Below are 22,870 nucleotides of genomic sequence, written 5' to 3'. Positions count from 1 at the left end.
AAGTGCCCACCCTACGTTACGCGACGGTCTCGATTAGATTGAACCGATGCGGTTTACCCGGTCGACCGGACACAATAGTCCGTCATAGCGGCGAGTACCCCCGGGTCCTCGCCGACGGCACCGGCCACGCTCAAGCGCAGCCCCGGATGCGCGGTCCGCAATCCCTCCGCCAACAGCGGCAGATCCCGCAGCAAATGCCCGCCCTGTCCCAAAAACACCGGCACGATCGTCACCTCGTCCACGCCCTCGGCCACCAGCGCAGCGACCGTCTCCGGCAAGCGCGGCTCCATCAACTCCAGGAAGGCCAGCCGCACCGCGCAATCCGGCAGCCGTGCCGCCGTCAGGTCGCGCAATCTCTCGAAGGGCGCGGCCCAGGACGCGGCGCGCGCGCCGTGGGCAAAGAGGACGAGCGCTTTTTTCGTGTGTGCCATCAGTGTCTTTCTACCCAGCGCAGCGCGCCGATTGCCATCAGCAGCATGAGCAAACTCGGTGCCACGGCGGTGAGGAAGGCCGGCCAGGTCGAGAGCAGCCCGATGTGCGAGAACAGCGAATTGATCAGGATGAAGCCGACGCCGATCATGATGCCGATGAAGATCTTGAGGCTCACGCCGCCGCTCCTCGTATGCAGGTAGGCGAAGGGCAAGGCGAGCGCCATCAGGACGAAGATCGCCAGCGGATCGATGATCTTCTTCCAGAAGGCGATCCGGAAACGCTCGCTCTCCTGGCGGTTCTCCACCAGGTGGCGCGAATACACGGCCAGTTCGTTGGCCGACATGCGCTCCGGATCGCGGCGCGAGACCTGCAGGATCTTCGGCGTGATTTCCGAGACCAGGTCCAGGCTGGCGAGTTTACGGGTGGCGACCGCGCTGGTCTCCTGTCCGTAGGTGCTCTGGATGGTCTGGCCCTTGGGTACGGGCGCGCCCGGATCGGGCAGCGTGCGGCTGTTGGAGAACTGCGTTTCGGTGACGTCGGTAAGGCGCCAGGTGCCGTTGCCGCTGAAGCTGGCGCTGGCGGCCGTGATCAGGGCGCGCATGCGCATCGCGTTGTCGAATTCGTAGAGGCGCACGTCGAGCAGCTGGCCGTCCGGACGGATCTGGCGCGCATTGAAGAAGCGCGAGCCGACGATCGGTCCGCGCACGCCGTTCGGTCCCGGCGCGTGCACGTTATCCTTGGTCCACATCCCCGAGCGGAATTCCGAAGCGAGGGTCGAGCCCTTCGCCGACAGGCGCACCTTTTCCGCCAGCGGCGCGGTGCGCGGCGTGATCAGTTCGCCGAAGATGAAGGTGACGATGACGAACACGATGCCGATCTTGAACAGCATCCAGCCTGCCATGCGGGTCGACATCGAGGACGCCCGCATGATCGTGAATTCCGAGCTTTGCGCGAACTGCGCCATCGCGTAGATGGTGCCGATCAGGGCGGCCACGGGCATCACCTCGTACACGTGCCCCGGCAGCATCAGCAGCACGTACAGCAGCGCGTGCTGGAACATGTAGTTGCCCTTGCCGACCGAAGGCAGTTCGGTGGTCAGGTCCATGAAGGCGATCAGGCCGAGGAAGGCGAACAGCACGAAGACGACTGCCTGCGTGATGTTGATCGCGAAATAGCGCTGTAATACTTTCATGGCTGGACTTTCATCGGGCCTCGACCTGGGCATGCGCGCGGTGCAGGCGGCGGCGCTTCCAGGCATTGATCAGGACCAGCGGGTGGTAATGATGGTTCACGTTCAGGCGCCAGGCGAACAGGCCGAAGACGATCAGCGCGGCGAGCAGATGCAGCGGCCACCAGGCCATCGCGAAATCGATCTTGGCCTGCTTGACGCTGGCCTCGGCCATCTTGACCAGGTTGTTATAGGTGAAGAAGATCAGCAGCGCGAGGATCAGGTTGGCCGAACTGCCGGCACGCGGATTGACGAAGCCGAGCGGGATCGCGAGCAGGATCAGCACCAGGCAGATGATCGGCGCCGAGATGCGCGACAGCAGTTCGGAACGCGTCCACTGGTTTTCCACGGCCAGCAGTGCCGTCATGGGGAGCGCATCGAGCGGCACGTCGGCGCCCAATACCGGGACCTTGGTCGCCACGCGCATGCTGTAGCGCTCGAACTCCATCGACTGGAAATCGGCCTTGCCCGGCACGCCCTGGTAGCGCCGCCCGTTCTTCAGCACCAGGTACTGGCCGCCCTTGCCGTCCGCTTCGACCACGCCTTCACGTGCGACGACGATGGAGCTGCCGTCCTTCTGGTTGGTACTCACGAACACGTTCTTGACCACGGTGGAGCCGTTGGTGCTGCCTTCGACGAAGAACACGCGGTCGCTCGACGAGGACTCGCGGAACTGGCCGGGCGCCACGCGCTTGAGGTCTTCGCGCTTCTCGAAGCGCTGGATGAATTCCGTGCTCTTCATCTTGGCCCAGGGCGCGACCACCATCGACAGCGCGCCCACCAGCAGCACCAGCGGCACGCCGAAGACCAGCACCGGACGAATCCAGGCAAGCAGCGACTGGCCCGAGGCGAACCAGACGACCATTTCGGAATCGCGGTAGCTGCGCGTGACCGCGACCAGCACCGAAATAAAGCTGGTGAGGATCAGGACAGTTGGCAGATAATTCAGTGACTGAAACGCAATCAATGCGACGACGTCGCCCGATGCGACGCGCCCGCCCGCAGCCCGGCCGAGGATGGCAATCAGGGTCCAGGTGACGCACACCGTGAACAATACCGTGAAGCTAGCCCCGGCTGCGCTGGCCAGTTCACGATGCAGGGCGCGTTGGAAAATCATTCGATAGTTATAATTGCAGGTTGAGCGGTCGTCGCACAGCGGTTGCACACTAAGCGCACAAAACGAAACGGAGAATCAAATGGACTTTAGCATAAAAGCATTCGACACCAAGAACACCCTGACCGCGGCCAGGACCGGCTGTGTGGCAGTGGCGGTGTTCGAAAACAAAAAACTGTCGCAGGCTGCGAAGACCCTCGATCAAACGGGTGAAATCACGGCGGCGCTGAAGTCGGGCGACATCACCGGCAAGGCCGGTTCGACCCTGCTGCTGCGCGGCGTGGCCGGTGTGGCCGCACAGCGCGTGCTGCTGGTCGGGATGGGCGCCGACGAGGCGGTGAGCGAAAAGAATTTCATGACCGCGGTCGGCGCGATGCTCAAAGCCTTCGCGTCGCTGGGCGCGGCGGACGCCATTATCGCATTTCCAATGACGGAAGTGAAAGAGCGCACGCCTGAATGGGCCATCCGCGCCATCGTCGTGGCCGCCACCGAGAGCGAATTCCGCACCGACGCGCAAAAGAGCAAGAAGGATCCGGTGCCGGCCGGCGTGCGCAAGGTCACCCTGTCCGTCCCGCTGGCCAGCAGCGAAGCCAAGGCCGCGCTGGCGCGATCGGTCGCGATCGCCAACGGCATGAACCTGACCAAGGAATTGGGCAACCTGTCGCCGAACATCTGCACCCCGACCTACCTCGCCACCATCGCCCGCAAGCTCGCCGACGACCACGGCTTCGACGTCGAAGTCCTCGAGCGCAAGCAGCTCGAAGCCCTCAAGATGGGCTCCTTCCTGTCGGTGGCCAAGGGCAGCGACGAAGCGCCGAAGTTCATCGTCCTGAAGCACATGGGCGGCAACAAGAAGGACGCGCCGGTGGTCCTGGTCGGCAAGGGCATTACCTTCGACACGGGCGGCATCTCGATCAAGCCGGGTCCCGGCATGGACGAAATGAAGTACGACATGTGCGGCGCCGGCTCGGTGCTCGGCACCTTCCGCGCGATCGGCGAGATGGGCCTCAAGTTGAACGTGATCGGCATCGTCGCCGCCTGCGAGAACATGCCGTCGGGCCGCGCAACGAAGCCGGGCGACATCGTCACCGCGATGAACGGCCTGACCATCGAGATCCTGAATACGGACGCCGAAGGCCGCCTGATCCTGTGCGACGCCCTCACCTACGCCGAGCGCTTCAAGCCGGCCGCCGTGGTCGACATCGCAACGCTGACCGGCGCCTGCATCGTCTCGCTGGGCCACCACAACAGCGGCCTGTTCACCCGCCACGACGCCGCCCACGATGCCCTGGCCGACGAACTGCTGGACGCCGGCAAGGAAACAGGCGACGGTGCCTGGCGCCTGCCGATCGGCGAGCAGTACAACGAGCAGCTGAAGTCGAACTTCGCCGACCTGGCCAACATCGGCACGCCGGGCGGCGCCTCGATCACGGCGGCCTGCTTCCTCGAGAACTTCACTCGCAACTACACCTGGGCGCACCTCGATATCGCGGGCACGGCATGGAAGAGCGGCGCAGCAAAGGGCGCGACCGGGCGTCCGGTGCCGCTGCTGACGACCTTCCTGATGAACCGCGTGTAATGCGCTGAGCGGGAATGAAAAATGGGCCGCAGATGCGGCCCATTTTTTTGCCTGAAACGGTCGTGTACCGTTGAAATTGATGTCGGCGCGCCTACGCCACCGGCGCAAAGCGCGGCACCTTCTGCCCGTCGACCTCGACGAGTTCGAAGAACACCGATTTCGGCCGCGCCCAGATCGACCCGTCATGGGCGCGGTAGATGATCATCGGCGAGAGATCGGCCTCGAGCGTGGCCTCGCAGACCAGCTCGTAGAGGCCGCCCTTGTAGTGGCGGTACTGAATCACAGCTGATCCTTCAAGCCTGCTCGCTCAGGCCTGCTCGGCCGTGGCCTTCTGCTTCTTCTTCAGGCTCTGGATGACCTTCAGCACGCCTTCGATGCCGGTGTCTTCGTCGAGGTCGCTGAAGGCGTCGAGCACTTCATTGAGCACGCGGTTGCGTACCGCTGCTTCGTCCGGCTGGACGGCCTTGGCCGCCTGCTCGGCACCGGCGAACTTCGACGGGGCGGCGTCGGCGGTCTTGGCGCCGTGCGCCAAAGCTGCCTGCCAGATCACCCAGCGGCGCTGCGTTTCGTAGACGAGGTATTCCTCGGGCTTGTCTTCACGACGGCGAACGATGTGGCCATCACGCTGGGCCCATGCTTCAAATGCACTGCGCATCTCTGTCCTTTTCATATGGGTACAAATTATCGCTATCGAAACAGCAATATTTCGCCATAGTACCATTCCACCACGCGAAGGCTTGCACGACTGCACGCAATCGTGCGCTGCGGGCGATGCGGGCCGCGAATTGCCGCCCAGCCAAGATATTACAGCGCGAGTTATACAAAAACAACTGGATATTACCTATTAGTAACAATAGGTCTGTCACATTTTATCCGGTAATTGTTACATATTGCTAGAACTAACTGCCATCTGTGCGCAACGACAATATATTTTAAACCACAAACTTGTCGCGGAAGCACTGTATTGACGATTTAAGCAAACAAATACAACGCGACGGTTTTTAGCCGCGCGGGATGGGAAAGTTGCAGGAAATGCCCTGAGCGTCGATACTGCGCGCAGTCGCGGCGGACGGTCCGCTGCGCTTATCACTACGCGCCGACATGAAAATAGCAACCTGGAACGTCAATTCGCTGAAAGTCCGCCTCCCTCACCTGCTGCGCTGGCTGGAGACGAACCCGATCGACGTGCTCTGCATTCAAGAGACCAAACTCACCGACGATAAGTTCCCGGTTTCCGAAATTAATGCGGCGGGTTATCAAGTCGCCTATACCGGCCAGAAAACCTATAACGGCGTCGCCATCCTGTCGCGTTTCCCGATCCAGGACGTGGTCAGGAATAACCCGCGTTTCGAAGACGCACAGCAGCGCATCATCGCCGCCACCATCGAAGGCGTGCGTTTCGTCTGCGCGTATGTCCCGAACGGCCAGGCGGTCGATTCCGACAAATACGTTTATAAAATGGCCTGGCTGAAGGCGCTGCACGAATGGCTGGGCGACGAGCTGCGCGCGCATCCGCAACTGGCCCTGCTGGGCGACTACAACATCGCGCCCGAGGACCGCGACGTGCACGATCCAGTCGAATGGGAAGGCAAGATTCACTGCTCCGAGCGCGAACGCGCGGCCATGGTCGCGCTGGTCGACCTGGGCCTGGTCGATTGCTTCCGCATGTTCGAGCAGCCGGAGAAGCAATACAGCTGGTGGGATTACCGCATGATGGGCTTCCGCCGCAACCGCGGGCTGCGCATCGACCACATCCTGCTGTCGCCGGCGCTGGCGCAGCGCTGCACGGCCTGCACCATCGACCGCGAGCCTCGCCGGTGGGAGCAGCCGTCCGATCACACCCCGGTGATTGCGACTATCGAGTAAGGGCAGCGCCTGCCAACAGGTCCCGGGTCGCCTCCGCATCGAGCGCACGCGCAAACAGCCAGCCCTGCACATACTGGCAGCCGTAGTCGCGCAGCAGCGCCAGCTGCGCTTCGGTCTCGACGCCCTCGGCCACCACCTGCAGTTGCAGGCTGTTCGCCAGCGCCATCACGGCTGCGACGATGGCGCGGTCCTCGCTGCTCGCCTCCAGCTCGCGGATGAAGGCACGGTCGATCTTGATCTTCCTGACCGGGAAGCGCTTCAGGTAAGCCAGGCTGGAATAACCGGTGCCGAAATCGTCGATCGACAGGCGCATGCCCATGCGGTTGATCTGGTCGAGGATCTCGAGCGTCTGCTCGCCGTGCTGCATCAAGGCGGTTTCGGTGATCTCGAATTCGACCAGTGACGGGTCGATCCCGGTCTCGTCGACGATGCGCCTGATCGAGGCCACCAGCGCGCGGTGCATGAACTGGCGCGCCGACAGGTTGATGGCCAGCGGCACCGGCGCCAGGCCCGCGCGCTGCCAGGCCATGCTCTGCTCGCAGGCGCGCCGGATCACCCATTCGCCGACCGGCACGATCATGCCGTTCTCTTCGAGCGTCGGAATGAAATCGTCCGGCAGCACCAGGCCTTGCTGCGGATGGCGCCAGCGCAGCAGCACTTCGAGCGCGGCCACGCGCTGCGTCGCCATGTCCATGATCGGCTGATAGAACGGCTCGAACTCGCCATTGGCGAGCGCCTGGCGCAGCTTCGATTCGAGTTCGCGAATGGCAAATGCGCGCGCCACCGCGCCATCCATGCGCTCGTTGAAGAACTGGTAGTTGTTGCGTCCCGCCGCCTTGGCGCTGTACATCGCGGCGTCGGCATGGCGCATCAGGAGGTCGACGTCGGCGCCGTCGTCCGGATAGACGCAGATCCCGATCGAGGGCGAGATGTGCAGGCTGTGACCTTCGAAGCGCACCGGCGCGCCCAGCACCTCGATGATCTTGTCGCCGACCTGGCTGCATTCCTCCAGCGTGCCCGCGCCGGGCACCAGCACCACGAACTCGTCGCCGCCCAGGCGCGCGACGGTGTCGCTGGCGCGCACCGCATGGCACAGGCGGCTCGCGACTTCCTTCAGCAAAAAATCGCCGGTCGCATGGCCGAGCGAATCGTTGATCGTCTTGAAGCGGTCGAGGTCGAGGAACATCACGGCCAGGCGCGAACCCGCGCGCTGGGCGGCGGCGATCGCCCGCTCCAGGCGGTCGGCCAGCAGCGCGCGGTTCGGCAGGCCGGTCAGGCTGTCGTGGTAGGCCATGTGGTGCACGCGCGCCTCGGCCTGGCGCCGCTCGACGATCTCGTCCTGCAGGAGCGCGTTGGCGCCGGCCAGTTCGGCGGTGCGCGTCGCGACGCGCAGTTCGAGCTCGTCGCGCGCGCGGCGCACGGCGTCGGTCGCCTCGCGCTGCGCCGTCACGTCGTCGACCAGCCACAGGCTGCGCCCGCCGGGGTCGTCCAGGTCGAAGGGGCGTCCCGACAAACGGCCCCAGAAGGTCACGCCGTCGCGCCGGCGCAGCAGACGCTCGCTGACGCTCACGCGTCCGGCCGCGAAGTCGCGCGCCGTGTCCAGGCGCGCCGCCTGCCAGCCCTCGGCTTCCGGATACAGCGCGCGCACCGACAGGCCCGTCATCGAGCCCGGCGCGTGGCCGAACAGCTCTTCCATCTTGCGGTTGGCGTGCAGTGTGTGGCCGTTCTCGACGACCGCGATGCCGAGCACCGCGGTATCGAAGATGGCCTGGTTCTCCAGCAGCGCCAGGCGCAGCGCCTGTTCGTCGCGGCGCTGGCGGGTGCGGTCCTCGGCGATCCAGACATAGCCGTGCGACAGGTCGTCCGGATTGACCGGGTAGCCGATCACCTTGCTCCAGATCGGGGTGCCGTCCTTCTTCACCAGCTCGAGCTCGGCCTGGTAGGTGCGTCCCTGTGCGAACAGCGGGTGGGCTTCGGCGACAAGGCGGTCGAACGCGGCGGGACTCGGATGCAGGCAGGCCACCGGCAAGCCCTCGCATTCCCCCGGCGCGTAGCCGAACATCTCGAAGAAGCCCGCGTTGCCGCGCCGGATGGCCTGCTCGCGCGTAAACATGATCGCCAGCGAGGCATTGTTCAGGAGCGCCCGCAGTTCGCGCCGCGCCTGCCAGGTTTCGCTCACGTCCTCGATGATCCAGATGGTGCCCGCTTCGCGGCGTCCGGGCTGCACGGCGCTGGCACGCACGCGGGCCCAGAACAGCGAGCCGTCGCGGCGGCGGAACTGGCAGCCGCTTTTTTCGTAGATCGTGCCCTGCGCGAGCGCCGCGAAGGCCTCGTCGCGGAATGCGTGGTATTCCTCGATGGAGGCGAACATCTCGCCGGCATCGCGGTCAGCCAGTTCGTCGACGCTGTAGCCGATCATCTCCGCCAGGCGCGGATTGCATTCCTTGAGCAGCCCCGGCTTGGTGAAGACGATGCCGATCGGCGCGTGCGCGAGGATCGCCTGCTGCTCGACCATCGTGATACGCAGCGCCTCCTGGCCGCGCTCGTAGGCGCTGACGTTGGTGAAGACGAAGGTAGCGCCCGGCGCGCCGCCATCGCGCGGAAAGGGCTTCGAGCGCACCTCGACGGCGAGCGGCGCGCCGGCCACCGTCAGCGTGCCGCGCCAGTGGCGGTCGGCGCGCACGGATTTGCGCAGTTCGACCGCGGCCTGGCGCGCCGCGCGTCCCTCGAACAGGTCGAGCAGGGGCCGCCCGACGGGCGATTCGCCCGCCAGTTCGGCCATCGCGGCATTGGCGGCCACGACCAGCCCCGACACGTTGCAGGCGCAGGCCGGCGCGGCGACCAGGTCCAGCGCGGCGGCGACGACTCCAGGTGTGCTCGTTATTCTGTCCATTCAGGCCGATCCTCTCCCACGCGGCCTCGGTACGGACCACTCTTTGTTGCTGAATGATAAACCAGGGTGCATGGAATCTCTACCATGTACTGACAAAAAAAAAGCCCGTCCGCTACGGATGCAGCGGACGGGCCCGGGCCGGCAGGTGGCTTAGAAGCTATCGCCCGGCACCCGTACCCAGCCTTCCATCAGCACACGCGCGCTGCGGCTCATCACGGCCTTGGTGACGCTCCATTCGCCCTCAAGCTGCACCGCTTCGGCGCCGACGCGCAGGGTGCCCGACGGATGGCCGAAGCGCACCGCGTCAGGCTTGCCGCCGCCGGCCGCGATGTTCACCAGGGTGCCGGGAACGGCGGCCGCAGTGCCGATGGCGACCGCCGCCGTGCCCATCATCGCGTGGTGCAGCTTGCCCATCGAGAGCGCACGCACCAGCAGGTCGACGTCGGCGGCGGCCACCTGCTTGCCGCTCGAGGAGGTATAGGCCGCCGGACGCGCGACGAAGGCCACCTTCGGCGTGTGCTGGCGCGCGGCCGCCTCGCCTGTGTCCTTGATCAGGCCCATGCGCACGGCGCCGTGGGCGCGGATGGTCTCGAACATGGCAAGCGCACGTGGGTCGCCGTTGATCGCGTCCTGCAGTTCGGTGCCGGTGTAGCCGACGTCTTCCGCGTTCAGGAAAATGGTCGGGATGCCGGCGTTGATCATCGTCGCCTTCAGGGTGCCCAGGCCCGGCACCTCGAGCTCGTCGACCAGGTTCCCGGTCGGGAACATCGAACCACCGCCGCCCTCTTCCTCGGCCGCCGGGTCCATGAATTCGAGCTGCACCTCGGCCGCCGGGAAGGTCACGCCGTCGAGTTCGAAGTCGCCGGTTTCCTGGACCTCGCCATTCGTCACCGGGACGTGGGCGATGATGGTTTTATTGATGTTGGCCTGCCAGATGCGGACCGTGGCCATGCCGTCGCGCGGCAGGCGTTCAGGATCGACCAGGCCTGCAGTGATCGCGAACGAGCCGACCGCCGAGGACAGGTTGCCGCAGTTGCCGCTCCAGTCCACGAAAGGCTTGTCGATCGAGACCTGGCCGAACAGGTAGTCGACGTCGTGGTTGTCGCGGGTGCTCTTCGAGACGATCACCGTCTTGCTGGTGCTGGAGGTGGCGCCGCCCATGCCGTCGATCTGCTTGCCGTAGGGGTCGGGGCTGCCGATGACGCGCAGCAGGAGCTTGTCGCGCGCCGGGCCGGGGACGCGTGCGGCTTCGGGCAGGTCGTCGAGGCGGAAGAAGACGCCTTTCGAAGTGCCGCCGCGCATGTAGGTGGCGGGGATTTTGATTTGGGGAGTGTGTGCCATATTTCAGTTCCAGTTGGTAGCGCGGGCCGTAGGGTGGGCACCCTGTGCCCACGCGGTACGATGCGTCCGCTTAAGCCGCGACCTTCGACGACGCCAGGAAGTCCTGCGCAAAGCGCTGCAGCACGCCGCCGGCCTCGTAAATCGACACCTCTTCCGCCGTATCGAGACGGCAGATCACCGGCACCTCGACACGCTCGCCCGAGCGGCGGTTGATCACCAGCGTCAGCGTCGCACGCGGCGTGCGCTCACCCAGCACGTCATAGGTCTCGGTGCCGTCCAGCCCCAGCGTCAGGCGGTTCACGCCCGGCTGGAATTCCAGCGGCAGCACGCCCATGCCGACCAGGTTGGTACGGTGGATGCGCTCGAAGCCTTCGGCCACGATCGCCTCCACGCCCGCCAGGCGTACGCCCTTGGCTGCCCAGTCGCGCGACGAGCCCTGGCCGTAGTCGGCGCCGGCGATCACGATCAGCGGCTGCTTGCGCTCCATGTAGGTCTCGATCGCTTCCCACATGCGCGTGACTTGCCCTTCCGGCTCGATGCGCGCCAGCGAGCCAGCACGGACCGAACCGTCCGGATTGCGCACCATCTCGTTCTTCAGGGTCGGATTCGCGAACGTCGCGCGCTGCGCCGTCAGGTGGTCGCCGCGGTGGGTCGCGTAGGAGTTGAAGTCTTCTTCCGGCAGGCCCATCTTGAACAGGTATTCGCCCGCCGCGCTGTCCATCATGATCGCGTTCGACGGCGACAGGTGGTCGGTCGTGATGTTGTCGCCCAGGACCGCCAGCGCGCGCATGCCGGAGAGGCTGCGCTCGCCCGCCAGCGCGCCTTCCCAGTACGGCGGACGGCGGATATAGGTGCTCATCTCGCGCCAGTCGTAGAGCGGCGACACCGCTTCACCGTCGTCGGCCACGCGCGCGAACATCGGCGTGTAGACCTTGCGGAACTGCTCGGGCTTGACGCTCTGTTCGATGACGGCGTCGATCTCGGCGTCGCTCGGCCAGATGTCGGCCAGCCTGATCTCCTTGCCCGCCCTGTCGGTGCCCAGCACGTCCTTCTCGATATCGAAACGGATCGTCCCGGCGATCGCATACGCGATCACCAGCGGCGGCGAAGCCAGGAAGGCCTGCTTCGCATACGGGTGGATGCGGCCGTCGAAATTGCGGTTGCCCGACAGGACGGCGGTCGCGTACAGGTCGCGTTCGATGATCTCCTGCTGGATCACGGGATCGAGCGCGCCGCTCATGCCGTTGCACGTCGTGCAGGCAAAGGCGACGACGCCGAAGCCCAGCTTTTCCAGTTCCGGCATCAGGCCCGCTTCTTCCAGGTAGAGCGAGACCGCCTTCGATCCCGGCGCCAGCGAGGACTTGACCCAGGGCTTGCGCAGCAGGCCGAGCTTGTTGGCATTGCGCGCGATCAGGCCGGCCGCGATCATGTTGCGCGGGTTGTTCGTGTTGGTGCAGCTGGTGATGGCGGCGATGATGACGGCGCCGTCCGGCATCTTGCCCGGCTCGTTTTCGACCACACCGGAAATGCCGCGCGCGGCGAGTTCCGAGGTCGGCACGCGCTTGTGCGGGTTCGACGGACCGGCGATGTTGCGCACGACCGTCGACAGGTCGAAGTGCAGCACGCGCTCGTACTCGGCGTTCGCCAGGGAGTCAGCCCACAGGCCGGTTTCCTTCGCATAGTCCTCGACCAGTTTTACCTGCTCGTCTTCGCGGCCGGTAAGCCGCAAGTACTTGATGGTCTGCTCGTCGATGTAGAACATCGCGGCGGTTGCGCCGAATTCGGGCGCCATGTTGGAGATCGTCGCGCGGTCGCCCAGGGTCAGGTTCGAGGCGCCCTCGCCATAGAATTCCAGCCAGGTCGAGACGACCTTGGCATTGCGCAGGAATTCGGTCAGCGCCAGCACGACGTCGGTCGCGGTGATGCCCGGCTGCGGTTTGCCCGTCAGCTCGACGCCGACGATGTCCGGCAGGCGCATCCAGGAAGCACGGCCCAGCATGACGCTTTCCGCCTCCAGGCCGCCCACGCCGATCGCGATCACGCCGAGCGCGTCGACCATCGGGGTATGCGAGTCGGTGCCGACCAGGGTGTCCGGGAAGGCGATGCCGTCCTTCACCTGCACGACGGGCGACATGCGCTCGAGGTTAATCTGGTGCAGGATGCCGTTCCCCGGCGGGATCACGTCGACATTTTGAAAAGCCTTCTTGGTCCAGTCGATGAAGTGGAAACGGTCTTCGTTGCGGCGGTCCTCGATCGCGCGGTTCTTCTCGAATGCGTCGGGATCGAAGCCGCCGCATTCCACTGCGAGGGAGTGATCGACGACCAGCTGGGTCGGCACCACCGGGTTGACCAGGGCAGGATTGCCGCCCTCTTGCGCGATGGCGTCGCGCAGACCGGCGAGGTCGACCAGGGCCGTCTGGCCCAGGATGTCGTGGCAGACCACGCGCGCCGGGAACCAGGGGAAGTCGAGGTCGCGCTTGCGCTCGATGAGCTGTTTCAGGGACGGTACCAGGGCCATCGGCTCGCAGCGGCGCACGAGATTCTCGGCCAGCACGCGCGAGGTGTAGGGCAGCTTGTCGTACGCGCCGGCTTGAATACTGTCGACCGCTTCGCGCGTGTCGAAGTAGTGCAGGTTCGTGCCGTGCAGGGGTTTGCGGTATGCGTTGTTCATGACGAAGTTAAAGATTCATTATCCAGTGATAGTTGTCGGTGCTGCTTGGCGTAATAGGTGCCGTCGTGCAGGAAAGCGTCGGGCTCCGAGCCGAACTGCCTGAAGCCGAAGCGTTCGTACAGGCGCTCGGCCGCCGTATTGCCGTCATGGACGGTGAGCGTGATCTGGCGAATCCCGCCGAGCGAGCGGGCGAAGTCGACCAGGTAGGCGACCAGCGCCGCGCCGATGCCTTCGCGCTGCCGTTCGGGATCGACGACCAGCGCGTTCAGGCTGGCCGAGTGGCGGATTTTCACGCCTTCCTGCGTGCGCAGGCAGATCGCGCCCACCAGGGGCTTGCCTTCAAGCGCGCCATCGAAGGCGCCGAACCAGTACTCGCCCGCTGTCGACAAGCGCTGTTCGGCCCAGGACAGCGGCTGCGCCAGCGCTTCCTCGACAGCGGGCCGGAAGGCATGCGGAAAGGCGCGCAAGCCCGCCAGCCGCAGCGCACGATAGCGTTCGGCGTCGGCTGGACCGAGCCGGCGCAGCATGAGCGCGGGGGCTGGCGAGTCAGTCATTTACTTGCGATCGGCGATCGGCACGAACTGCAGGTCTTCCGGACCGACATAGTTCGCGCTCGGGCGGATGATCTTGTTGTCGATGCGCTGCTCGATGATGTGGGCAGCCCAGCCGGAAGTGCGCGAGATGACGAACAGCGGCGTGAACATCGCCGTCGGCACACCCATCATGTGGTAGGACACGGCCGAGAACCAGTCGAGGTTCGGGAACATCTTCTTGACTTCCCACATCACCGATTCGAGGCGCTCGGCGATCTCGAACATCTTCATCGAGCCGGCGCTCTGCGACAGCGAACGCGCCACTTCCTTGATGACCACGTTGCGCGGGTCGCTGATCGTGTAGACCGGGTGGCCGAAGCCGATGACGACTTCCTTGTTCGCGACGCGGTTGCGGATGTCCGCTTCGGCTTCGTCGGCGTTCTCGTAGCGCTTCTGGACCTCGAAGGCCGCTTCGTTGGCGCCGCCGTGCTTCGGGCCGCGCAGCGCGCCGATGGCGCCGGTGATCGCCGAGTGCAGGTCGGAACCGGTGCCGGCGATCACGCGCGCCGTAAACGTCGAAGCGTTGAACTCATGCTCGGCGTACAGGATCAGCGAAGTGTGCATCGCACGCACCCACTCTTCCGAGGGTACCGTGCCGTGCAGCAGGTGCAGGAAGTGGCCGCCGATCGAATCGTCGTCGGTCTCGGTCTCGATGCGCTTGCCGTTATGGCTGTAGTGGTACCAGTACAGCAGCATCGAGCCGAAGGAGGCCATCAGGCGGTCCGCGATGTCGCGCGCACCGGCGATATTGTGGTCGTCCTTTTCCGGCAGCGCGCAGCCCAGCGCCGAGACGCCGGTACGCATCACGTCCATCGGATGGCTGCCGGCCGGCAGCGCTTCCAGCGCCAGCTTCACCGCCTGCGGCAGGCCGCGCAGCATCTTGAGCTTGGCTTTATAACCCTTCAGTTCGGCGGCGGTCGGCAGTTTGCCGTGCACCAGCAGGTAGGCGATTTCTTCGAATTCGCAGGTAGTGGCGACATCGAGGATGTCGTAGCCGCGGTAGTGCAGGTCGTTGCCCGACTTGCCGACCGAGCAGAGGGCCGTGTTACCGGCGGCGACACCCGACAGGGCGACGGATTTTTTTGGCTTGAAGGCTGGGGCTTGTTCAGTCATCGTGATCTCCAATTTCGGTGTCGATTATTTTTTCTGGGCAGCGAACAGGGCGTCGAGCTTCTGCTCGAAGTCGTGGTAGCCGATGCGCTCGTACAGTTCGGCGCGGGTCTGCATGGTGTCGACCACTGCCTGCTGGCTGCCGTCGCGGCGAATCGCAGTGTAGACGTTTTCGGCGGCCTTGTTCATGGCGCGGAAGGCCGACAGCGGGTACAGCACGATGCCGACGTCCGCGGTCTTGAGTTCCTCGACCGTGAACAGCGGGGTCGAGCCGAACTCGGTGATGTTGGCGAGGATCGGCACGCCGACCGCTTTCGCGAAACGCGAATACATGGCGAGATCGGTCATCGCTTCCGGGAACACCATGTCGGCGCCGGCTTCGACGCAGGCGACCGCGCGCTCGATGGCGGCGTCGATGCCTTCCACGGCCAGCGCATCGGTGCGCGCCATGATCACGAAGTTCTCGTCGGTGCGGGCGTCGACGGCGGCCTTGATGCGGTCGACCATTTCCTGTTTCGAGACGATCTCCTTGCCCGGACGGTGGCCGCAGCGCTTGGCGCCGACCTGGTCTTCGATGTGCATGGCGGCGGCGCCGAACTTGATCATCGATTTCACGGTGCGCGCGACATTGAAGGCGGACGAGCCGAAGCCGGTGTCGACGTCGACCAGCAGCGGCAGGTCGCACACGTCGGTGATGCGGCGCACGTCGGTCAGCACGTCGTCCAGGTTCGAGATGCCCAGGTCCGGCAGGCCGAGCGAGCCGGCCGCGACGCCGCCGCCCGACAAATAGATGGCCTTGAAGCCGGCGCGCTTGGCCAGCAGCGCGTGGTTCGCATTGATGGCGCCGACGACTTGCAGCGGGGATTCTTCTTGTACGGCACGACGGAACAGCGCGCCTGCGGATTGGATCATGGGGTCTCCTGGTAAATCGTGGTGATGAATACACTGTCTTTCGCAAAGAACGTGCCAGCTCTCCTGTCCGTGTTCGACCTCGTAAAAACGACATCGTTTCAACTACTTAGCCAACTGTTGAGCTCAGCCGTGGAACAAGGCCTGTTCCATTATTCGTTCCAAGTGAAACACATGAAACACCTGTTGCATTAAAATTGCAACATGCGCCCTCTTCCTACTGCCCCGCAAGACCCCGATAAACCAGTCATCTGGACCGTCTCCGTGTCGCGCCTGTCCGCCCTGTTCCGCGACATCACGCTCGAGTACGACCACCTCGCCACGATCGAGCCGATCGACCTCGGCTTCGACGAAGCGGCGCGCCACATCCGCGAACGGATGGCAAGCGAGCGCTGCGACGTCGTGATCGCGGCCGGTTCGAACGGCGCCTACCTGAAAGGGCGGGTATCGGCGCCGGTGATCGTGGCGAAAGCAAGCGGCTACGATGTCATGGGCGCGCTGGCGCGGGCGCGCAAGGTGTCGACCCGCATCGGCGTGATCAGCTACCAGCAGCCCTTGCCGGAACTGGCCGGCTTCAGCGCCACCTTCGGCCTGACGGTTGCGCAGCGCACCTATGCGACGCGCGAAGACGCGCGCGCGACGATGGACGAGATGAAGGCGGCCGGCATCGAGGTCATCGTCGGCGCGGGGATGATCACCGACCTGGCCGAGGAAACGGGACTGACCGGCATCCTGCTGTACTCGGCCGGCTCGATCCGGCAAGCCTTCGACGATGCGCTGGAACTGGCGCGCCTGACGAACCTGGAAGCGAACCGCATCCGGCGCGGCCCGGTGAACGAAACGCGGCGCACGCGGCGCGGCCTGAACGATCTGCGCGGCGAGTCGGAGGCCATGGAGCGCCTGCGCCAGACGGTGGTGCTGTATGCGCGCTCGCCCGCCACGGTCCTGATCGAAGGCGAGACCGGCAGCGGCAAGGAACTCGTGGCGCAGGCGATCCACCGCGAGGGACCGCGCAGCCTGGGCGCGAACCGGCCTTTTGTCGCCGTCAATTGCGGGGCGATCGCGGAGTCCCTGCTCGAATCGGAACTCTTCGGCCACGAGGAAGGCGCGTTCACGGGCGCGCGCCGCGGCGGCCACGCAGGCCTGTTCGAGGCGGCCAACCGCGGCACGCTGTTCCTGGACGAGATCGGGGAAATGCCGCTGGCGCTGCAGACACGCTTGCTGCGGGTGCTGGAGGAACGCGAAGTGATGCGGGTCGGCGGCACGCGGCCGGTGCCGATCGACGTGCGGGTAATCAGCGCCACCCATTGCGACCTCGCCACGCGGGTGCGCGAAGGCCGTTTTCGGGCCGACCTGTTCTACCGGCTGGCGGTGCTGCGCCTGGCGCTGCCGCCGCTGCGTGCACGCCTGCCCGATATCGTGCCGCTGGCCGAATGGTCGCTGAAACAGTCGCTGGCGGCGCTCGGCGCCAGGCCGCATCCGAACCTGCACGCGGAGATCGCGGCCTGCGCGCCGCTGCTGACGGCCTACCCCTGGCCCGGCAATGTGCGCGAACTGCGCAACCTGATGGAGCGGCTGGCCCTGTTCCTGGCGGCCGAGCCGCTGCAGGCGCTGACGCCGAATTTTTTATTGGGGATTGCGCCGGAACTGGCAACGCCCGGCGCTGCCGTGGCGGATGCGGCGCCGGACGCGCCGCCAAGCGCGGAAAGTATCGCCGAGGTGCTGGCCCGCTTCGGCGGACAGCGCGATGCGGCGGCGCGCCACCTCGGCATCAGCCGCACGACCTTGTGGCGGCGGCTGAAGGCCGAAACCTGAGGCGTTCTTACAGGCCCAGGGTGCAGGTGACGTAGAGCTTGTTGTCGCTCATGAGCGAAGCGATCGTACCCGTCGTCGTGTCGACCGCCGAGTGGCTCGTGGCCGTGTCGGCCGTTGCGCTCCAGGTATCGCCCAGGGGCCATTCCTGGCCTGCCAGCGCACCCGAGGTGGCAAGCTCCGTCAGTTCCGAGCGGCCGGGCAGCGCCCAGCCGGTCTTGCCCTGGTAGCTGACGGCCTTGCAGTAGGCATCCGCCTCGGACCAGCTGAGCTTGACAGTCGAGCGGGGCGGCAGCCAGCTCAGGCCATTACGCGTGAGGTCGTGGGCAGTGCTGTCGGGCGGAACGCACAGGCCACTCTTGTTGCGGACCGCGCCCGCGACGCAGGTGCGCTCCTTGACGGTCAGCAGCGCACTGGTCGAGGTCGGGTTGTAGCTGCCCAGGCTGCCCTGGCGCGCCGTGATGGTCGTGAAGCCGGCCGCGAGGACGGTCACGATGTTGCCGTTGATGGTCGCCACTTTCGTGTCGCTGCTCTCGAAAGAAAATGCGGCCGGGCTTTTCGAGGTCGGCGCCTTGAGTTCGAAAGGCGCATCGCCTTCGGTCTTGGTCATGGCCGGAAATTCGCCGAGCGGAACGCCATCGCCGCCGCCGCACGCGGCCAGCAGGGTCAGGGTACAGGCAGCGGCAAGGGCAAACAGGCGTTTGGTCATCATCGGATTGGGAGTAGGGAAATAGTGCTTCAGTATAACATTTACATCTGGAAAATTTGACAAGTTTTAGCGCATCGGGGACGCGTGCCATGCTAGCGCCCTGCTCATCCGCACGCATGACAAAGCGCATATTCATATGCGGTTATCTTATTTTTTAAGCAAGGGCTTCCCGTGCTAAGGTGGCCCGAGGGCGAGGCGCGATCACGATACGCGCGCGTGCAAACCATCGCGCCTGAAACCGCCGTACCATGTCTTTTTCACCAAGGCCGGGTGCCCATCTGTACCCGTTATTCGCGTTCGCGGCGCCCATAAGGCGCTTCTCTGGAGGCAACATGCAACGGCATTTGCAACACGCGTCTCAAGCGGCAACTCAGGCTGCCATCTTCTCCCTGATCGGCAATACCCCGCTGGTGCAGGTCACCCGGATGGATACCGGTCCGTGCCAGCTGTTTTTAAAGCTGGAATCGCAGAACCCCGGCGGCTCGATCAAGGACCGCATCGGCCGCGCCATGATCGAGCAGGCCGAACTCGACGGCAGCCTGCAACCCGGCGGCACCGTGGTCGAGGCCACCGCCGGCAACACCGGCCTCGGCCTGGCGCTGGTGGCGCGCATCAAGGGCTACCGGGTGGTGCTGGTCGTGCCTGATAAAATGGCGGCCGAAAAGATCCTGCACCTGAAAGCCCTGGGCGCCGAGATCCACCTGACCCGCTCGGACGTCGGCAAGGGCCATCCCGAGTACTACCAGGACGTCGCGGCGCGTCTGGCGAGCGAGATCCCCGGCGCCTGGTTCGCCGACCAGTTCAACAACCCCGCCAACCCGCGCGCACACGAAACCACGACCGCCCCCGAGCTGTGGGAACAGACCAGCCACGAACTCGATGCGGTCGTGCTCGGCGTCGGCTCCGGCGGCACGCTCACCGGCCTGTCGCATTATTTTGCGCGCGTCCAGCCCGAGCTCGAATTCGTACTGGCCGACCCGAAGGGCTCGATCCTGGCCGACTACATCAACACCGGGCACCTGGCGAAAGAGGCCGGCTCGTGGGCGGTGGAAGGCATCGGCGAAGATTTCATTCCGGGGATTGCCGACCTGTCGCGGGTGAAGCAGGCCTACATCATCACCGACGAGGAAAGCTTCGGCACCGCACGCGCCCTGCTCCAGCACGAAGGCATCCTGGCCGGTTCCTCGACCGGCACCCTGCTCGCCGCGGCCCTCAAATACTGCCGCGCCCAGACCCGCCCGAAGCGGGTCGCCACCTTCGTCTGCGACACCGGCACGCGCTATTTGACGAAGGTGTACAGCGACGGCTGGATGCTCGACCAGGGCTTGCTGCAGCGCCCGCGGCTGGGCGACCTGCGCGACCTGGTCGGACGCCGTTTCGACGCCGGCGAAGTCGTCACGGTGGCGCCGACCGACACCCTGCTGACGGCCTTCAACCGCATGCGCTCGAGCGATCTGGCCCAGCTGCCGGTGATCGAGAACGGGCGCCTGGTCGGCATCGTCGACGAATCCGATTTGCTGCAGCACGTGACCCTGGAACCCACGCGTTTCAAAACACCCGTTGCGCGCACCATGACCAGGACGCTGCAGACGCTGGCGCCCTCCGCCAGCATGGCCCAGCTGCGCGACATCCTCGATCGCGGCCTGACCGCCGTGATCCAGGACGGCGACCATTTCTACGGCCTGATCACCCGCTTCGACCTTCTCAACCATCTGCGCAGGACCCTATCGTGAGCGACCCGACCTATCACCTGTCCACCCGCGTCATCCATGGCGGCCAGTCGCCCGAACCGGCCACCGGCGCCGTGATGCCGCCGGTCTTCCTCACCTCGACCTTCGCCCAGCAGAGCCCGGGGGTGCACAAGGGGCTCGACTACGGCCGCTCGCACAATCCGACGCGCTGGGCGCTCGAGCGCTGCGTGGCCGACATCGAGAGCGGCAGCGGCGCCTTTGCCTTCGCCTCGGGCCTGGCGGCCATCTCGGCGGTGCTGGAACTGCTGCCCGCCGGCTCCCACGTGGTCGCCGGCGACGACATGTATGGCGGCACCTATCGCCTGTTCGAGCGCGTGCGCCGCAAGAGCGCCGGGCATACCTTTACCTATGTGAACCTGGCCGATCCCGACGCATTGGCCGCCGCGCTCACGCCGGAGACGCGCCTGGTCTGGGTCGAGACGCCGACCAACCCGATGCTGAAACTGGCCGACCTGGCGGCGATCGCGCAGCTGTGCCGCGCGCGCGGCATCCTCACTGTCTGCGACAACACCTTTGCCAGCCCGATCAACCAGCGTCCGCTGGAACTGGGCATCGACATCGTCGTGCACTCGACCACCAAATACATGAACGGCCACTCGGACGTGATCGGCGGCGTGGCGGTGGTCGGCAATGCGCCGCACCATGCCGAACTGCGCGAGCAGCTCGGCTTCATCCAGAATGCGGTGGGGGCGATCCAGGGGCCCTTCGACAGCTTCCTGGTGCTACGCGGGATCAAGACCCTGGCCCTGCGCATCGAGCGCAGCAACGCCAATGCGCTGGCGCTGGCGCAATGGCTGGAGCGCGAGCCGAAGGTGCGCAAGGTGTTTTATCCGGGCCTGGAGACGCATCCCCAACACGCGCTGGCGCGGCGCCAGATGGCGGGTTTCGGCGGCATCGTCTCGATCGAGCTGGCGTCCGACCTGCCGGGCGCACGGCGCTTCCTGGAGAGCTGCCGCGTGTTCACGCTGGCCGAAAGCCTGGGCGGTGTGGAGAGCCTGATCGAGCATCCTGCGCTGATGACGCATGCGACCATCCCGCCGGCGCAGCGTGCGGAGCTGGGGATCAGCGACACCCTGATCCGGCTGTCGGTCGGGATCGAGCATGTCGAGGACCAGCGGGCGGATCTGGCACGGGCATTGGCCGCGGTTTGATCGGGCGGTGAGACGCGTGGGCACAAGTGCCCACCCTACGTTACGCCACTGTCGCGTGAAGCATTCGAGATGGTGGTGCACCGTAGGGTGGGCTCTCGAGCCCACGCGTATGCGGCAGCCGAGCAATCGCGCCATCACCGCATCAGGCCAACGCCGGCACCTCGCTCCTCAACTTGAACGTGGCCACCAGCTGCGACAGCGCCGCCGCCTGTTCGCGCATCGAGGCAGCCGCCGCGGCGGCCTCTTCCACCATCGCCGCGTTCTGCTGGGTCGACAGGTCGATCTCGGCGATCGCCTGTCCGACCCTGGCCACGCCCTGGGCCTGCTGTTCGCTGGCGCCATGGATCGCGCCGAGGATGCTGGCCACCTCGTGCACCTTGCCCAGCACGGCGCGCATGGTGGCGCCGGCGCCGTGGGCGATGCCCGTCCCGGCCTCGATCTCGCCGGCCGACTCGCCAATGAGCTTCTTGATTTCCTTCGCCGCCCCGGCCGAGTGCTGGGCCAGGCTGCGCACTTCGGCCGCGACCACGGCAAAGCCGCGGCCCTCGGCGCCCGCGCGCGCCGCTTCGACTGCCGCGTTCAGGGCAAGGATATTCGTCTGGAAGGCGATGCTGTCGATCATGCCGGTGATGTGGACGATCTTGTCCGCCGAGGCTTTGATCGCGCCCATCCGGTCGACCAGCTGGGCGACCGCCGCCGCACCCTCGCCCGCCACCTCGGAGGCCGACTGCGCCAAGCGGTTGGCGTCGCGCGCGCTGTTGTTGTTGCTGGCGATCGCGGCGGTCAGGTCTTCCATCGCCACCACGGTCTGGCGCAGGGCGCCGGCCTGGCGCTCGGTGCGCTCGGACAGGTCCTGGTTGCCTGCGGCGATCTCGCTCGACGCGGCGTCGATGCCGTGCGCGCCCTGCAGCACCTCGGTCACGGTGGCCGAGACGCCGCTTGTCATCCCGTTCAGGGCATCGAACAGGCGGCCGATTTCGTCGGCGCGTTTGTGGCGGATGCTTGGGCGCAGGTCGCCGCGCGCCACGGCTTCGGCCAGCGTCGCGGCCTGCTGCAGCGGGCCGACGATGCTCTTCGTGAGGATCCATCCGAGTACCGCACCGGCAGCCAGCGCGGCGGCGCCCAGCGCGAGCAGCAACAGGCGGCTGAAGCGCGAGCTTGCTGCCGAGTCGGCGGCCAGCGCGTGCGCCTGGCGCGCCTGGTGCGTCAGCAGCGCCTCCAGGCTGGCCGTGTAGCGCGCAAATGCGGGTTCGAGCGAGCGTGCCAGCAGCTCTTCGGCTTCCTGCGTGCGGCCGATGTCCTTGGCGGCGAAAACGGCTTTCGTGGCGTTCGCGAAGGCCGTCTTGTGTTCGTTCGTGGCGCGCAGCAGCGCCTGTTCCGCTTTCGATGCCGGCAGTGCGCGCATGTCTTTTTCGATGCCGGCCGCGCGCTGTTCCCCCTCGATCAGCTGCGCCTTGTAGAGGTCCGCCAGTTCAAGGCTGTCGCTGCGGGCGACCGACATGATGCGCAGGCCGTTCAGGCGCTCGACGCCGAGCAGGTCGGCGGCCAGCTGCTGCCTGGCCAGCTTGTCGTCGACGAGGTCACGTGTGATCGCATCGGCCGCGTGCATGCGCCAGAGCGAGACAGCGGTAATCAGCACGATCAGGAGGGAGACGATGCAGAAGGAGCCGAGGATCTTGGCGCCGGTCCGGAGTTTGGCGAGGAGCATGCG

The 22,870-nt window shown here is 65.8% G+C and carries 18 protein-coding genes; 5 read left to right on the top strand and 13 right to left on the bottom strand.

Features of this window, described 5'->3' with window-relative positions; all coding sequences use genetic code 11:
• Positions 1-53 precede the first annotated feature (53 nt).
• Genes ACI48I_RS12750 through lptF form a run of 3 tightly spaced genes read right to left on the bottom strand, consistent with a single transcriptional unit; the run spans position 54 to position 2,777 of the window.
• Complete coding sequence (locus ACI48I_RS12750) at positions 54-431, bottom strand: sirohydrochlorin chelatase (RefSeq protein ID WP_498574386.1); 378 nt, start codon at positions 429-431, stop codon at positions 54-56.
• Positions 431-1,624 carry an LPS export ABC transporter permease LptG gene (gene lptG / locus ACI48I_RS12745; protein WP_193686561.1) on the bottom strand — a complete coding sequence of 398 codons (1,194 nt, stop codon included), beginning with the start codon at positions 1,622-1,624 and terminating at the stop codon, positions 431-433. The genes ACI48I_RS12750 and lptG overlap by 1 nt, the downstream gene beginning before the upstream one ends.
• A gap of 10 nt (positions 1,625-1,634) precedes the next feature.
• Entirely contained in the window at positions 1,635-2,777 is a 1,143-nt protein-coding gene (lptF, locus tag ACI48I_RS12740; protein WP_193686562.1) for an LPS export ABC transporter permease LptF, read from the bottom strand.
• 79 nt (positions 2,778-2,856) lie between these two features.
• On the opposite strand from lptF, the gene ACI48I_RS12735 reads away from it, so the two are divergent.
• Positions 2,857-4,353, top strand: coding sequence for a leucyl aminopeptidase (locus ACI48I_RS12735; RefSeq protein WP_193686563.1), 1,497 nt, complete (start codon positions 2,857-2,859; stop codon positions 4,351-4,353).
• Between the two features lie 91 nt (positions 4,354-4,444).
• On the opposite strand, the gene ACI48I_RS12730 is transcribed toward ACI48I_RS12735, so the two are convergent.
• Both ACI48I_RS12730 and ACI48I_RS12725 read right to left on the bottom strand, forming a co-directional pair.
• Positions 4,445-4,633, bottom strand: coding sequence for a DUF1653 domain-containing protein (locus tag ACI48I_RS12730; RefSeq protein ID WP_193689146.1), 189 nt, complete (start codon positions 4,631-4,633; stop codon positions 4,445-4,447).
• Positions 4,634-4,660: 27 nt separating this feature from the next.
• Positions 4,661-5,008 carry a phiTE_015 family protein gene (locus tag ACI48I_RS12725; RefSeq protein WP_193686564.1) on the bottom strand — a complete coding sequence of 116 codons (348 nt, stop codon included), beginning with the start codon at positions 5,006-5,008 and terminating at the stop codon, positions 4,661-4,663.
• A 446-nt stretch (positions 5,009-5,454) separates the two neighbouring features.
• On the opposite strand from ACI48I_RS12725, the gene xth reads away from it, so the two are divergent.
• The gene (gene xth / locus ACI48I_RS12720) at positions 5,455-6,219 is read left to right on the top strand and encodes an exodeoxyribonuclease III (protein WP_498574385.1); all 765 of its coding nucleotides are present in this window, start codon (positions 5,455-5,457) and stop codon (positions 6,217-6,219) included.
• Here xth and ACI48I_RS12715 read toward each other — a convergent pair.
• From ACI48I_RS12715 to prpB, 6 genes are all read right to left on the bottom strand, one after another.
• Positions 6,209-9,112, bottom strand: a complete 2,904-nt coding sequence (locus tag ACI48I_RS12715; RefSeq protein ID WP_498574384.1) for a sensor domain-containing protein — start codon at positions 9,110-9,112, stop codon at positions 6,209-6,211. The genes xth and ACI48I_RS12715 overlap by 11 nt on opposite strands.
• A 150-nt stretch (positions 9,113-9,262) precedes the next feature.
• Entirely contained in the window at positions 9,263-10,453 is a 1,191-nt protein-coding gene (gene prpF, locus ACI48I_RS12710; RefSeq protein ID WP_193686567.1) for a 2-methylaconitate cis-trans isomerase PrpF, read from the bottom strand.
• A gap of 70 nt (positions 10,454-10,523) precedes the next feature.
• The gene (gene acnD / locus ACI48I_RS12705; protein ID WP_498574383.1) at positions 10,524-13,124 is read right to left on the bottom strand and encodes a Fe/S-dependent 2-methylisocitrate dehydratase AcnD; all 2,601 of its coding nucleotides are present in this window, start codon (positions 13,122-13,124) and stop codon (positions 10,524-10,526) included.
• Entirely contained in the window at positions 13,121-13,678 is a 558-nt protein-coding gene (locus tag ACI48I_RS12700; protein WP_498574382.1) for a GNAT family N-acetyltransferase, read from the bottom strand. The genes acnD and ACI48I_RS12700 overlap by 4 nt, the downstream gene beginning before the upstream one ends.
• The gene (gene prpC, locus ACI48I_RS12695; RefSeq protein WP_193686570.1) at positions 13,679-14,830 is read right to left on the bottom strand and encodes a bifunctional 2-methylcitrate synthase/citrate synthase; all 1,152 of its coding nucleotides are present in this window, start codon (positions 14,828-14,830) and stop codon (positions 13,679-13,681) included. It lies immediately after the preceding gene.
• Between the two features lie 24 nt (positions 14,831-14,854).
• On the bottom strand, positions 14,855-15,739 hold the full coding sequence (gene prpB, locus ACI48I_RS12690) for a methylisocitrate lyase (protein ID WP_193686571.1): 885 nt from the start codon (positions 15,737-15,739) through the stop codon (positions 14,855-14,857).
• A gap of 201 nt (positions 15,740-15,940) precedes the next feature.
• Between prpB and prpR the strand changes: the two genes are divergently transcribed.
• Positions 15,941-17,551: a propionate catabolism operon regulatory protein PrpR gene (prpR, locus tag ACI48I_RS12685; RefSeq protein ID WP_498574381.1), complete on the top strand. Its 1,611-nt coding sequence runs from the start codon at positions 15,941-15,943 to the stop codon at positions 17,549-17,551.
• Positions 17,552-17,558: 7 nt separating this feature from the next.
• Here the strand turns inward: prpR and ACI48I_RS12680 are convergent, their stop codons facing one another.
• Complete coding sequence (locus ACI48I_RS12680) at positions 17,559-18,260, bottom strand: Lcl C-terminal domain-containing protein (RefSeq protein WP_498574380.1); 702 nt, start codon at positions 18,258-18,260, stop codon at positions 17,559-17,561.
• A gap of 329 nt (positions 18,261-18,589) precedes the next feature.
• On the opposite strand from ACI48I_RS12680, the gene ACI48I_RS12675 reads away from it, so the two are divergent.
• On the top strand, positions 18,590-19,990 hold the full coding sequence (locus ACI48I_RS12675) for a pyridoxal-phosphate dependent enzyme (protein WP_498574379.1): 1,401 nt from the start codon (positions 18,590-18,592) through the stop codon (positions 19,988-19,990).
• Positions 19,987-21,159: a trans-sulfuration enzyme family protein gene (locus tag ACI48I_RS12670; protein ID WP_498574378.1), complete on the top strand. Its 1,173-nt coding sequence runs from the start codon at positions 19,987-19,989 to the stop codon at positions 21,157-21,159. The genes ACI48I_RS12675 and ACI48I_RS12670 overlap by 4 nt, the downstream gene beginning before the upstream one ends.
• Before the next feature lie 142 nt (positions 21,160-21,301).
• Here ACI48I_RS12670 and ACI48I_RS12665 read toward each other — a convergent pair whose 3' ends face one another.
• Positions 21,302-22,867 (bottom strand): methyl-accepting chemotaxis protein, encoded by a 1,566-nt coding sequence (locus tag ACI48I_RS12665; protein ID WP_498574377.1) that lies wholly within the window; start codon positions 22,865-22,867, stop codon positions 21,302-21,304.
• Positions 22,868-22,870 lie beyond the last annotated feature (3 nt).

The organism is Massilia sp. LXY-5, assembly GCF_059801075.1.
The sequence above is the reverse complement of the archived record's forward strand: the minus strand, read 5'-3'. Positions and strand labels throughout refer to the sequence as shown.

Excerpts from the sequence above, each read along its gene's own strand:
- ACI48I_RS12750 (WP_498574386.1), bottom strand. The coding sequence starts at position 431 with ATGGCACACACGAAAAAAGCGCTCGTCCTCTTTGCCCACGGCGCGCGC.
- lptG (WP_193686561.1), bottom strand. The coding sequence starts at position 1,624 with ATGAAAGTATTACAGCGCTATTTCGCGATCAACATCACGCAGGCAGTC.
- lptF (WP_193686562.1), bottom strand. The coding sequence starts at position 2,777 with ATGATTTTCCAACGCGCCCTGCATCGTGAACTGGCCAGCGCAGCCGGG.
- ACI48I_RS12735 (WP_193686563.1), top strand. The coding sequence starts at position 2,857 with ATGGACTTTAGCATAAAAGCATTCGACACCAAGAACACCCTGACCGCG.
- ACI48I_RS12725 (WP_193686564.1), bottom strand. The coding sequence starts at position 5,008 with ATGCGCAGTGCATTTGAAGCATGGGCCCAGCGTGATGGCCACATCGTT.
- xth (WP_498574385.1), top strand. The coding sequence starts at position 5,455 with ATGAAAATAGCAACCTGGAACGTCAATTCGCTGAAAGTCCGCCTCCCT.
- ACI48I_RS12715 (WP_498574384.1), bottom strand. The coding sequence starts at position 9,112 with ATGGACAGAATAACGAGCACACCTGGAGTCGTCGCCGCCGCGCTGGAC.
- prpF (WP_193686567.1), bottom strand. The coding sequence starts at position 10,453 with ATGGCACACACTCCCCAAATCAAAATCCCCGCCACCTACATGCGCGGC.
- acnD (WP_498574383.1), bottom strand. The coding sequence starts at position 13,124 with ATGAACAACGCATACCGCAAACCCCTGCACGGCACGAACCTGCACTAC.
- ACI48I_RS12700 (WP_498574382.1), bottom strand. The coding sequence starts at position 13,678 with ATGACTGACTCGCCAGCCCCCGCGCTCATGCTGCGCCGGCTCGGTCCA.
- prpC (WP_193686570.1), bottom strand. The coding sequence starts at position 14,830 with ATGACTGAACAAGCCCCAGCCTTCAAGCCAAAAAAATCCGTCGCCCTG.
- prpB (WP_193686571.1), bottom strand. The coding sequence starts at position 15,739 with ATGATCCAATCCGCAGGCGCGCTGTTCCGTCGTGCCGTACAAGAAGAA.
- prpR (WP_498574381.1), top strand. The coding sequence starts at position 15,941 with ATGCGCCCTCTTCCTACTGCCCCGCAAGACCCCGATAAACCAGTCATC.
- ACI48I_RS12680 (WP_498574380.1), bottom strand. The coding sequence starts at position 18,260 with ATGATGACCAAACGCCTGTTTGCCCTTGCCGCTGCCTGTACCCTGACC.
- ACI48I_RS12675 (WP_498574379.1), top strand. The coding sequence starts at position 18,590 with ATGCAACGGCATTTGCAACACGCGTCTCAAGCGGCAACTCAGGCTGCC.
- ACI48I_RS12665 (WP_498574377.1), bottom strand. The coding sequence starts at position 22,867 with ATGCTCCTCGCCAAACTCCGGACCGGCGCCAAGATCCTCGGCTCCTTC.